This is a genomic window from Patescibacteria group bacterium (genome assembly GCA_041667185.1).
In the GTDB taxonomy this organism is placed as follows: Bacteria; Patescibacteriota; Patescibacteriia; order SG8-24; family SG8-24; genus JBAYFM01.
The window spans coordinates 32,479-44,259 of the sequence record JBAYFM010000014.1; the positions used below are offsets into that span (position 1 = coordinate 32,479).

At 59.7% G+C, this 11,781-nt stretch carries 12 protein-coding genes; 7 read left to right on the forward strand and 5 right to left on the reverse strand.

Translation table 11 applies throughout. The annotated features are described in order from the left end of the window. The first annotated feature begins 31 nt into the window (after positions 1 to 31). Positions 32 to 433, forward strand: a complete 402-nt coding sequence (locus WCT10_05245) for a bacteriohemerythrin (protein MFA6604207.1) — start codon at positions 32 to 34, stop codon at positions 431 to 433. A gap of 53 nt (positions 434 to 486) precedes the next feature. Further along, a complete protein-coding gene (locus tag WCT10_05250) occupies positions 487 to 888 on the forward strand; it encodes a bacteriohemerythrin (protein MFA6604208.1) in 402 nt (133 codons plus the stop codon). A 97-nt stretch (positions 889 to 985) separates the two neighbouring features. Here WCT10_05250 and WCT10_05255 read toward each other — a convergent pair whose 3' ends face one another. Then, entirely contained in the window at positions 986 to 1,909 is a 924-nt protein-coding gene (locus WCT10_05255; protein ID MFA6604209.1) for a hypothetical protein, read from the reverse strand. A gap of 216 nt (positions 1,910 to 2,125) precedes the next feature. Then, positions 2,126 to 3,325, reverse strand: coding sequence for a cytochrome c biogenesis protein CcdA (locus WCT10_05260; protein ID MFA6604210.1), 1,200 nt, complete (start codon positions 3,323 to 3,325; stop codon positions 2,126 to 2,128). A 245-nt stretch (positions 3,326 to 3,570) separates the two neighbouring features. Between WCT10_05260 and WCT10_05265 the strand changes: the two genes are divergently transcribed. Further along, on the forward strand, positions 3,571 to 4,116 hold the full coding sequence (locus tag WCT10_05265; protein ID MFA6604211.1) for a hypothetical protein: 546 nt from the start codon (positions 3,571 to 3,573) through the stop codon (positions 4,114 to 4,116). Positions 4,117 to 4,365: 249 nt separating this feature from the next. Here the strand turns inward: WCT10_05265 and WCT10_05270 are convergent, their stop codons facing one another. Both WCT10_05270 and WCT10_05275 read right to left on the reverse strand, forming a co-directional pair. Beyond that, positions 4,366 to 4,980, reverse strand: a complete 615-nt coding sequence (locus tag WCT10_05270; protein ID MFA6604212.1) for a hypothetical protein — start codon at positions 4,978 to 4,980, stop codon at positions 4,366 to 4,368. Positions 4,981 to 5,176: 196 nt separating this feature from the next. Beyond that, positions 5,177 to 5,872, reverse strand: coding sequence for an NUDIX hydrolase (locus WCT10_05275; GenBank protein ID MFA6604213.1), 696 nt, complete (start codon positions 5,870 to 5,872; stop codon positions 5,177 to 5,179). A gap of 194 nt (positions 5,873 to 6,066) precedes the next feature. Here WCT10_05275 and WCT10_05280 point away from each other — a divergent pair, with 194 nt between their 5' ends. The 4 genes from WCT10_05280 to WCT10_05295 all read left to right on the forward strand — a co-directional run bounded on the left by WCT10_05280 (position 6,067) and on the right by WCT10_05295 (position 11,414). After that, positions 6,067 to 6,366, forward strand: coding sequence for a hypothetical protein (locus tag WCT10_05280; protein ID MFA6604214.1), 300 nt, complete (start codon positions 6,067 to 6,069; stop codon positions 6,364 to 6,366). 60 nt (positions 6,367 to 6,426) lie between these two features. After that, the gene (locus WCT10_05285; protein ID MFA6604215.1) at positions 6,427 to 8,028 is read left to right on the forward strand and encodes a sulfite exporter TauE/SafE family protein; all 1,602 of its coding nucleotides are present in this window, start codon (positions 6,427 to 6,429) and stop codon (positions 8,026 to 8,028) included. A gap of 2 nt (positions 8,029 to 8,030) precedes the next feature. Continuing rightward, positions 8,031 to 10,223 carry a heavy metal translocating P-type ATPase gene (locus tag WCT10_05290; GenBank protein ID MFA6604216.1) on the forward strand — a complete coding sequence of 731 codons (2,193 nt, stop codon included), beginning with the start codon at positions 8,031 to 8,033 and terminating at the stop codon, positions 10,221 to 10,223. 123 nt (positions 10,224 to 10,346) lie between these two features. Then, a complete protein-coding gene (locus WCT10_05295) occupies positions 10,347 to 11,414 on the forward strand; it encodes a beta-galactosidase (GenBank protein MFA6604217.1) in 1,068 nt (355 codons plus the stop codon). Between the two features lie 51 nt (positions 11,415 to 11,465). Here WCT10_05295 and WCT10_05300 read toward each other — a convergent pair. Continuing rightward, positions 11,466 to 11,781 (reverse strand): hypothetical protein (locus WCT10_05300; protein MFA6604218.1); only part of this gene is annotated, 316 nt, incomplete at its 5' end.

Genomic DNA, 11,781 nt, shown 5'->3' on the forward strand with positions numbered 1-11,781 from the left:
GGCAGTTTTGTGTTAAGATAATTCAAACTTTATGCTGACTTGGACCCCGGAAATGAGCATTGGTATTCAGGAGATTGACGCTCAACACCAATCGTTCGTCGCCACGCTGAACGAGATGATGGCGCTTTTTGAAAGCGGTAATGCCGACGCGGTTGCGGGTCCGATCATCGATGGGTTGTGTGCTTACGCTGAGTATCATTTCGCCACGGAGGAGAAATATTTCCTCATGTTCGATTATGAGTTAGCCGCTGAGCACATCATTGAACATCGCCGCATGGCCGAGCGTCTCGCGCAGTTTCGCCGCGCTCATTTTGAAAGAGGCGAGCACATCATCGGCGAACTTTTCGTCTTCGCGGCTGATTGGCTTACGGAACATCTGATGGTGCAGGATCGCAAGTACGTCGAGTGTTTTCATGAACACGGCTTATATTGAGGATCAGGCGCCGCCGCGGCGCGTTAAAATATTTTTTTTTAGCAGGTGGTCATATGATCAGCTGGACGACCCAATACAGCGTCAACATCAAAGAGATCGACTCGCAGCATAACGCGATCGTCGCTGTCATAAACGAGCTGGCCGAGTTCATCGATAAAGGCGGCGAACGCGAAGTGATCGGCACGATCATCCGCAAGCTGATCAGCATCGCGGGTTTTCATTTCGCCACCGAAGAGAAATATTTTGTCTTGTTCAAGTACGAGGAAGCCGAGGTCCACATCAAACTCCATCGCGCCATGACGGCTCGATTAGAGGATTTTCGTCGCGATTTTTTTGAGAACGGCAAGGATGTCACCGCTGAGCTTTCAAATTTCACGATGGTCTGGCTCGCCGATCATGTGCTGAATCAGGACAAGAAATACGTGAAGTGTTTTTCCGAGCACGGACTCAAGTAGTCTTTAGTCAAAGGCTGCTGATTGATAGTTATCCGGTTCGTATCATCGGCGGGCAAAGAAAAACCGCGGCGCAAGAGCGTCGCGGTTTTAGAAGCGTTCATTTCGGCGGTTGCGGATCCGGCTCCTGATCGTAGAAATGCCGGATGTCATCCATGATTTCGGGGCAGCCGAGCGCGTCGGCCGCTCGGAAAGCCTCGTCCGGTTTCGTGCCCATGGTCCGGAGCAGGAGCAGGGCCGGACGGTTATGGGCGTAGAGCCGGTTCAGGAAACGGCTGGTGCCGGCGAGGTAGTCCTGGTGCAACTCCCGCTGAGGGTTGCTGTCAGGGTCGGCTTCCAGCAACTGGTTGCGCAGGTACAGGACGATCTTGATCTGGGGCAGATAGAGCCAGGATTTCGCGAGCAATCGGAGATCATCGGGTGAGAGGATCTGCGAATGTTCGGCGAGACCGAGTCGGAGATCATGAGCGACTATTTCCGTCATGGCCTCGTTCAGACCGTTGAATAGTGGATCGTCCATTGCTGGCTCAAGACCGTAGAGCGATAAACCCGATCGCCGCGGCAGGATTTGCAGGTCACGGCTGTCGTCGGATTGGGTCGCGGCGGTCACTTCGATCGCCAGGAAAGAAAGCAGGTGCGCCAGCTCATGGGTGAGCTTGTGAGCGAAATCGACCAGGTCGGTCTGGCGGCGCAGGTAGACGTGGCTGTAGGCGCATTTGCCGCGGCAGCGGTGGCCGAACTTGGCGTCGAATTCGTCGTCCGCGAGGATGTGGATGCGGGCTTCGGAGATCGGCGAATCAGGCAGGCCCAGCTTCGGCAGCAGGTCGTTCGCTGCGGCTACGGTCTCGATGATGAGGCTTCGCTCGTTGTCGGTCTTGGGCAGATCGACGACATGGTGAATGTCAGGCAGTGAACTGAACAGGGCATTGCAGATCAGACTGGTCTTTTGGGGATCGCAGCCGACACAGGTCACTTCGTCAACCCAACGCTCGCACATGGTGGTTCGGTCGTCGTTTCCGGTCATGGCAACCTCCGTTTTCAAAGGACGGTTCCGGATGTCGGAACAGAATATCTTAATCGAAGCCGCGGCAGTCGTCAACTGTCGCTTCTTTCCCCTTCCCCTGCACTGTACAGTGCAGGGTGCGGGGGATTAGCATCTTTTATTCAACCTCGGCTGACGCCCGAGGTTACATATTGGTGGTGAAAAAAACCGCCTGTGATGTGCACAGGCGGTCGAAGTTCAGCGCTCGAATTTCTGCAGGAACTCGAGCAATTCGGACGGAGTCACGAAACCGATGATGCGGTCGTCTGTAGGCTGGCAGGCGCCATCAAAAAAGATGATGACGGGAATGCCGCTGACGCCGTTCGCTTGCGCCAGTTCCGGGTTAGCGTCGGTGTCGACATGGACGCGTCCGTAGTTCGCCAGCGCGCGCTGTACTTGCGGATCGGCAAGCGTCTCTTTTTCGAGCAGTCGGCAGTAAGGACACCAGTTGGCGCCGAAGACGACCAGGGTCGTCTGATTCGCGGCGCAGGCTTCGGCCAGACAGTTGTGGTCCGGGCTCTGTTGGCACCAGCCATTTTCCTGGATCAGCAAGCAGTGATTCAGGATGAGGATGGCGCCCACGATGAACAGCTTGATGCCGACAAGTTTGCGTAGTTTGATCCGCCAGTCGCCGTCGAAGTGCAGGTGGATCGCGCCCAGGATCAGGCCGAGGCCGAGGAATGCGATGCCGAGGTCCAGGTCGGCCGGTCGCTGCAGGATCGGGAAGACCCCGCGCAGGAACCAGAATGCCGCTAGGAGCAAGGCGAGGCCGAAGACGCTTTTGACGGCGCGGATCCAGGGACCGCTCTTCGGCAGACGAAGCGCGAAGACGCCGACCAGGAAGAACGGCAGGCCGAAGCCGAGGGCGTAAGCGGCGAGCAGCGCCGCTCCCCAGATCGCGTCGCGTCCGATGGCGACGAAGGCCAGGAGGCCAGCGAGCACCGGACCGATGCAGGGGACGGCGACGAGGCCGGCGACGAGTCCGGCCGCGAGAGCGCCGAGCCAGCCTTGGCCGCTGCGGCCGGAGAGCCGGTTGGCGATGAAGCCGGGCAGGCGCGGTTCGTAGAGTTCGAACGAGCCGGCCGCGAGCAACACGAAGACCGCCGCGATACCGACGATCACCGCCGGCGAGCCGAGGAGCGAACCGAAGACCTGGCCGGTCAGGCTGAAGAACAGCCCGAGAGCGGTGAAAGCGGCGACGATGCCAGCGAGATAACAGGCGCTGCGGATGATCGCCTGGCGGCGCGAGGTCGAACGCGTGACACCGAGCGTTCCCAGGGTGATGGTCACCATAGGGAGTACGCACGGGGTCGCGACCGACAACAGACCGGCCGCGAAAGCCAATAGTATGGCTAGGGCTGAGCCGCCGCTCAGGGCGTCCTGGAGCAGAGTTTCCATCGTGAACCTCCGTGATTTTCAAGGAACATTTCAGTTTCAATCGTGCGCTTACCTTAAACGGCAGCCGGAGATAAGTCAAAGCCGGGGTTTTCGCGAGTTCGCCGGCCGCGAAAATGGTGGCAGGGTCTGAAGAAGATCCGGCGCTGATCGGCGGCGCAACCAAGATCATTGACGTTTGGTCGGCGCTTGTTATAAAGTCCGGCTGTTCTTTGATAAAGTTTTTCAGACTGCCAAAGGAGGCCGCGATGTTCAAGAAAACGGAGCGCGTTCGTCTTGAAGAGGCCAAGGCTGCCGAGCTCAGCCGTTTGCGTTGGAAGTTGTATCTGTTCACGATCCTGCTCGTCGGTTCGGGCGTTTCGATCCTGGCGCTCGCCTTCGGCGGCGATCCGGAATTCGTCTACCGCGCGACTTTCTTCGGGCTTCTGCTCGCGGCCGTAGTGGCCGTCGGTATTCCTCATGGCGATCTCTTGCCGGCGCCGCTTTACGCGCTGCTGGGATCCCTATGCCTCGCCGCGGTAGCCTGGTTGTCCGATCGTTTCCATGATCCATCCGCGCTGGCGATCATTGCTGGAGCCGCCATGCTGATCATGTCCGGATTGGCTTGGATGATCGTCAATGATCTGGGCCTCAGCCGCTTCACCGCGATCCTCGGTTGTCTAGCCTTGGCTGGAGCCGTGGCCGCGCTGATCGGTTTCAGCAGCCTGTATTTTTCGGTCCCGTTCGCCATCTTCACGATCGTCGGCATCGCCACTCACATAGCAGAGATCCGGCGCGTCGTCCGTTCCGCCTGACAAGCTCCCGTCCCGCAACACTGCGGGACGGTTTTTTTCATCACCAATATGTAACCTCGGGCGTCAGCCCGAGATTTTATAATTCGTGAATCCCCTGACTTGTCCCCCGGAGCTTTAGCGAAGGGGGAAGCCGCAGGCGGAGGGTGATCGAGCCGTTTCGTCGCGGGCCGCTGATCAGTCAATATATATAAATGAAACCGCCCCATCAGAGTTGATGGAGCGGCTAAGTGAAGCGGGGTGGGGAAGTCATTACGCGACGAGGGCGTACCAGGTGCGCGGGGCGCCTTTCTTTTCGGCGATGGGGATGATGCCTTGCAACATCAACCGGAGCACTGGTTCGATCCGGTTCATCCGTTCGGTGTTGCCGGTCAGTGCGAAGCCGATGAAGTAGGCGAGCGGATAGTACAGATGCCGCTGGATCATGCGGCGCAGTTCGCTGTTGCCGTAGGCCAGGCAGTCTGAGACCAGCTTGTCCACGAGCCTGGCCAGATCGTCTTCCAGGAAGCTCATGATCTTGTTGCCGCGCTCGTGGCCGAGTTCCTCCCACAGAGCGGAGTGGTTGCGACTGTATAACCGCTCCCGAAGGCTGTCTTCGGTGTCCCGGGCGAGTTCGCTCGCGGTCTCGCCGTTGCGGATGGCGAGGCGGGGGTCGGTCACGCTCACGAGGATGATCTTTTCCACGGGGCGGTTGCTGAGAGTGGCGATGACTTGCATGATCTCGGTCTCGTTCAGGTTGGCTTTTCCGGCCAGATGGAAGCCTTCGGCCGCGGCGGCCTCAAAGGCGGCGATCATGGTGGTGGCCTGTCTGGCCGGTTCGAGTGACCAGGCATTCTGAGCGACGAAGTCCGACAGCTCTGCGTTCATGACTGACTCCTCCCTTGGTGAGTTGTGAAAGTCCTTTTTGCGGCTTCGATTATTTATTTCTCGACTGGTATTTATAGCACGTTCAGGCGAGATTGTCAAGTCTCAGGTGTCGTTATTTTGGCTTGTTTAAGCTAAATATTTTAGATCCAAAAATAAAACCCGCGGTTTCACAGCCGCGGGCGCTGAAATTTTAGCCTTAGCCGCACGAAGAGCAGCCGCCGCAGCCGCTCTTTTTTTCGAGCGCGTAGATCCGCAGCCAGTCCAGCATGATGATCGAGGTCGCGGCTTCGATCCGGCCTTCGTCAACGGCCTGGAAAGCTTCATCCCAGGAATAGCGCCAGACCGAAAGGGTTTCGTTGCCGTCGCCGCAAGCGCGCGGTTTGCCGTTCACGCCGTCAATCACCGCCAGGTAGCCAGTGATCGTTTCCGTGCAGCCGCCCATGGTGGGATAAAAACGGTTGATCCGGTGCAGACGTTCGGCCGGCAGGCGATAGCCGGTCTCTTCGTGAAGCTCGCGGAGCGCCGCGGCGAGCGGTTCCTCTCCGGGCTCGATGATGCCGGCGGGGATCTCCAGGCTCAGCACATCCTTGGGGGCGCAGGTGAAGGCGCGGCCCGGCCGGCCTTTCAGGACGGTCTTCATCTGTGCGCGGCCGGAGGCCGTGTCCACGAAAGCCCGGGCGTGCCGCGGCTGTTCGATCAGGACGACCTCGTGCCGGCCGACATCAACGGCCATGATGGCGACCGCGTGGCCGCGATCCATGAGCTCGTGGCGATGTTTTTCGTTCGAGGCCTGGAACGACATGATGTTCAGGAAGCCGCGGCGTTCGGCGCGCGGTTCACTGTAGCGGAAGCGCTGAGTTTTTTTTCCGACCTGGCAGATGAGTTTGGGCATATGATCACCGCTAAAAGTATCATTCCGGAACCGTCGCGTCAAAGGTCGGTATGTTTGGCTATCCGTGTCCTAGGGGGTAGCCTGGAATCTTTGACTACGATATGATATAAACCACATCTATTATGATGAAAAGATACGTTTCACTGCTGATAGTGCTGATACTTTTGCCTCACTGCGCGGCACAGGCTTCTTCGATGTTTCCGCAGACGGCGGTTCGAACCGAGGCCTCCGGAGCGGCCGCCGAGCAGCCTTGTCATGAATCCGGATCGAAAGAATCGACCCCATCAGTTCCCGGACATGCCGATTGTTGCGTCCGCCCGCTCGCCGGTCAGACGGAGTTCGAAGCCGTCCAGGCTCCGCTGGTCATGACCTTGGAGTGGTCCGTCCGTGGCGCCGACCCGGTTTTTGTCGGCGAGAGTGTGGCCGGAGACGGCGACTTTTTCGCGAAATATCGCCACAGGCACGATCTTCTGGGTGTCGTTATGAGGGATTGAGCGCGCAGGCGGAAGTTTTAGCGCGCGAAAAATATCTTCAATAACGGCTTATCCTGAATTATGCGACAGATCAATTTGTATTTCCGTGATTATAGTTCGGACCAGTTGCGGGCTCTTGATGATGCGGCTGGTTCTTCGTCCGGAGTCGTCCGGGTTGACGTCTGGTCCGATCATGCCGAGATCGTGGTTGACAGCCAGGCGGCTGTTCAAACTTGTCTTGATCGCCTGGCGCGCAAGGGTTTTGTTTTCGAGCGTCAGACGGTCGTTGATGTCGGGGCGGAGAACGCCAGCGGGGCGTTCGAGGTCAGCATCAAAGGCATGACTTGCCGCAGTTGCGAGATCCTGATCGAAAAAAGATTCGGTTCGCTGCCTGGCGTAGCCGCAGTCGAGGCTGATTCGGCGACCGGGACCGCGCGGGTCAAATTCAACGGCGACCGGCGGCAGATCGTCGGTCAGCTCGGCTCGGCGCTTTCCGGCACTGCCTATGCCGTGGCGACGGTTGGCAAGGTCGGTTCCGTTGCGCCCGTGCCGGTCGAACGCCCATCAGTGGTGGAGGCCGCCGGCTACTTATTGCTCGCCTCGGTCATTGGTTGGATCATGGTCAGAACCGGCATTTTCGCTAGCCGGGCGACTCCGAACGGACAGGTCGGTCTCGCGGACGCCGTGATCCTGGGTCTCGTGGCCGGGGTTTCTTCCTGCATCGCTGTTTCCGCCGGTTTGCTTATCGCGGCTGTGGGTCGCGCTCGTCAGAACGGCAGATCCGGCCTGCGTTTGGCTGCTTTTTTCGTCGTCGGACGAACGTTGGCTTATGGGATCTTTGGCGGCCTGATCGGTCTGCTCGGAAAGATCCTGCTGCCTTCGCCGCTCGTGACCGGACTTCTGGTCGCCGCGGCATCGCTGCTCATGCTCGTTGCCGGTCTGGAACTGATGGAGATCGCGCCGTCGTGGCTCAAGCGGGCGCTGCCGGCCATGCCCAAGGCGGTTTCGCATCGGCTGACTGATCTGGGACAACTGCCGGTCTGGATCGCTCCGGGACTGCTTGGTGCGGCGACTTTTTTTCTGCCCTGCGGTTTCACTCAGTCATTGCAGATCTACGCCTTGTCAACGAGATCGTTTGGCGGCGGCGCTTTGGTCCTGGCTGGTTTCGCCGTCGGTACGGCGCCGGCTCTCCTGGCGTTCGGCTGGCTGGCCGGACCCCTGGCTTCGGGCAGCCGCTGGCGTCGTCCACTCTTGCGCGCGGCCGGTGCTTTGGTGATCGTAATGGGTCTCATGACTCTGAAGAGCGGCTTGACCCTGACCGGACTGCCGTTAACTTTCGGATCAGGAACGTCCACTACCGTGGTCCGGGATGATCAGGCTGCCGCTTTGCCGGCGATCGTTGATGGCAAGCAGGTCATCAAGATGGTCATCGGAGCCAACGGAGCGGCTTACGAACCGGATACATTCACGGTTCAAGCCGGCATCCCGGTGCGTTGGGAGATCGACCAGCACAGCCGCTCGGGCTGCTTGGCTTATGTCGTTTCTGCGCCGCTCGGCATCAACGCGCCGCTCGGGTACGGCGCCAATGTCGTCGAATTTACGCCGACGAATCCCGGACGCTTCGTCTTCAGCTGCTCGATGGGCATGTACACCGGGATCATTAACGTCGTTTCAGGAAAATGATTATGAACAAGACCAGATTATCCATTGCGGGCATGCATTGCGCTTCTTGCGCCATGAGTATCGAAGGCGGTCTCAAGGGTCTTGAAGGCGTGTCCGAGGCCAGTGTCAATTTTGCTTCGGGATCAGCCGTGATCACGCATGATCCGAACAAGACCAAGGAGAAAGATCTCCGTTCAGTCATCGAGGGGCTGGGTTACAAATTGATTGAAGCCGGCGGACCGGATCTGAGCCGGCGCATGTCGCAGGAATTATCCGAGTCGGCTTATCGGGCCGGAGCGGCGCTTCTTTTATCGTTGCCGGTGATCTTCCTGGCCATGACCGGCTGGCCGCTGCCGAACGCCTGGGGCGAGATCGGTTTGTCGGCTTGGATCCAGATGGGGCTGACCATAGTCATTGTCTTTTGGTATGGCCGCGATTTCCACATCGGTGCGCTGCAGCGTCTGCGGCATCTGACGACGAATATGGACACGCTCATCTCTATCGGCACGATTGCCGCTTTCGGTTACAGCGTGTCGGAGATGTTTCATGGACGGTCGGAATTATATTTCGATTCCGCCGCGGCCATCGCCGCCTTCGTCCTGCTCGGCCGGTATCTGGAGAATAAGAGCCGCGGCCGCGCTTCGGCGGCCGTGGAAAAATTGGTGACGCTCGGCGTCAAGCAGGCGCGGCGTCTCAAAACCGACGGTTCGTTCGAAGAGGTCGCGGTGGAGCTGGTCAAGGTCGGCGACAGCCTGTTGGTCAAGCCGGGAGAAAAATTTCCGCTCGACGGCCGGGTGCTCAAAGGCGATTCCTCCGTTGATGAATCCATGCTGACCGGCGAAAGCCTGCCGGTGGGCAAACATCTGGGCGATTCCGTTTACGGCAGCACGATCAATCGGAGCGGAGCGATCATGATGGAGGTCATGAAGACCGGTGAAGATACCATCCTGGCGCAGATCGTGAAAGCTGTCGGCGAAGCGATGGACCGCAAACCGCCCATTCAGAAATTAGCCGATCGGGTCGCCGGGATTTTCGTGCCGATGGTCATGGTGATCTCCGCGGCCACGCTGGTCGGCTGGTATTTCGCGACCGGTAATTTCGGCTCGGCGCTGATGCCGGCCGTGGCCGTCCTGGTCGTGGCTTGTCCGTGCGCTCTGGGTTTGGCCACGCCGACCGCGGTCATGGTGGGCACCGGCGTTAGCGCGCGTCTCGGCATTCTTATCAAGAACAGCGAGTCGCTCGAGAAAGCGGCCGCCATCGATACCGTGGTCTTCGACAAGACCGGCACTTTGACCGAAGGCCGGCCGGCCATCACGGACGTCAATGTCTGCAGTGCGGCGATAACGCCTGAAGAGGTGTTGCGGCTCGCGGCTTCCTTGGAGTTCAATTCCGTCCACCCGTTGGCGAGAGCGGTGGTCGAAGAGGCTAAGCGGCACGATGCCTTGCTGACCGATGTCTTTAATTTTGAAGAATTGCCTGGCCGCGGCGTGACCGGGAATGTGGATGGCCGCGCGCTGGCCGTCGGCTCCGGACGTTTGGGCAGCCACGACCGGTCCTACACCGAAGCGGAGGCTGCTTGCCATACGGCCCAGCTGGAGATCGCTGGCAAGACGGTCTTGAGGCTTTACATTGCCGGTGCGTTGGTCGGGGCGATCGGCGTAGCTGACCGTCCGAAAGAGGATGCCGCCGCCGCGATCAAAGAACTCAAACGCAGCGGTCTCGCGGTCGCCATGATCACCGGCGACAACTCTATTACCGCCAGGGCCGTCGGCGCGGAGATCGGCATCGAGGATGTCTCGGCCGAAATCATGCCAGCCGCCAAGGCTCACGAGATCAATCTGATGCGCGAGGCTGGCAAGCGGACGGCTTTCGTCGGCGATGGCATCAATGACGCGCCGGCGCTGGCGCAATCCGATCTCGGTATCGCGATCGGGACCGGGACTGACATTGCCATCGAGGCTGGCGACATCGTGCTCATGAGCGGTCGGCCTTCGAAGGTCGTCGAGGCTCTGGAGTTGTCCCGGCTGACTTTCCGGGTCATCCGCCAGAATCTGTTCTGGGCATTCTTCTATAATATGTTGGCCGTACCGATTGCCGCCCTGGGTCTGCTCACGCCGATGGTGGCCTCGCTGGCCATGGCTTTCTCCTCCGTCTCCGTCGTGGTCAATTCCCTGTTCATCGCCCGGTATCGTCCGAAGGTGTTGCCGCGTCCCTGAGCAGTCGTCAAACCGAATCAAAAGGTCCGCGCTCCAGGCGCGGATCTTTTTGCGAGCGGCGCTGCTGCCGGTCGTCTAAGCGGTTGGGCGGGTGTATAATTAATAGCGGACTCAGAGATCATTATGCTGATCCTCGCCCAGATCAAAGCCGGAAAATTCCGCCGCCATAGAAAGTCCCTGGCCCTGCTCGCCGCCGCGGCCGTTCTTGGAGCCGGGTTGTTGTTCATGAACACCTTGTCCGCCAATCTGGGACTGGAGGAAGCCGATATCGGTCTGGGCGCGACTTTTTCCAAGCCCTATGCCAGCAGTCTGGATCTGGATTGGCGGGAGACTTTTCTCGCCGCGCTCGACGATCTGAAGATCAGGTTGTGGCGTCTGCCGGCTTATTGGGATGATCTGGAACCGGAGCCGGGAAGCTACGATTTTTCGATCATCGACTGGCAGGTCCGGGAAGCGGCCAGCCGCGGCTCGCGGATCATCCTGGCTGTCGGCCGCAAATTGCCGCGCTGGCCCGAGTGCCGCGTCCCCAAATGGACTGCCGGACTCGACGAGGAGATCGTGCGGAAGAAGATCCTGGCGATGATCGGGGAAACGGTGAGACACTTCCGGTCTGAACCGGCCATCGTCGCCTGGCAGGTGGAGAATGAACCGCTCTTCAAATTCGGAGAATGTCCGGCCCCGGACGTCAATTTTCTGAAGACCGAGATCGCCCTGGTCAAAAGCCTGGACGCGAGGCCGGTCGTCATCACCGAGAGCGGCGAATTGTCGACCTGGGTCAGAGCGGCGAATCTGGCCGACATCCTCGGCGTCAGCACTTATCGCGTCGTCTGGAATCCGCTGATCGGATATTTTTATTGGCCGATCACGCCGAAGGATTATGCGCGCCGCGCGCTGGCCGTGAGCGCCATCGTGCCCAAGATCATCAGTTCCGAGCTTCAGGCCGAACCCTGGGTGACGGAAGCGATCACGTCGCTGCCGATCGACCGGCAGCTGCAGCTCATGGATCCCGCCCAGCTCCGCTCGAATGTCGCGTTCGCGCGCCGCATCGGTTTCAGCGAGGCGTATCTCTGGGGCGTTGAGTGGTGGTACTGGCTCAAGCGCCAGGGCCGGCCGGAGATGTGGGAGGCCGCGAAACAGCTGTATGCCGAAGCCGCGGCCAGGACTTCGGGCGCGGTCAAAGCGGCCAAATAAAATCGGATGAAAAAACCGCCCGGGTGGGCGGCTTTTTTGGCTCGCGGATCATCAGCCGAAAGTGAAGGAATACAGCTTGACCCCCGGCTGGCCGATCTCTAGTTCGAGCAAGTGCTCGCCGCAGGTCGCACCGAGGTCCACGAGCCGGTACAGCCGCGGTTCGTTGATGATCGCGTGGGAGCCAGCGTCCGTGATCGCGGCGTCAGCGCCTTGTTCGCCGGTCCGGAGCGGTCGGCCGTCGAGTTTGATGTTGATCCGGCAGCCGGGAGCGTCGCCGGGAGCGGCCACGAGGTTGATGCTCGCCGCTCGGCAGCGGAAGATCAGCTTGGCCGGCAATTCCGTCGGCACGGCGCAGTCGGGGTCGAGG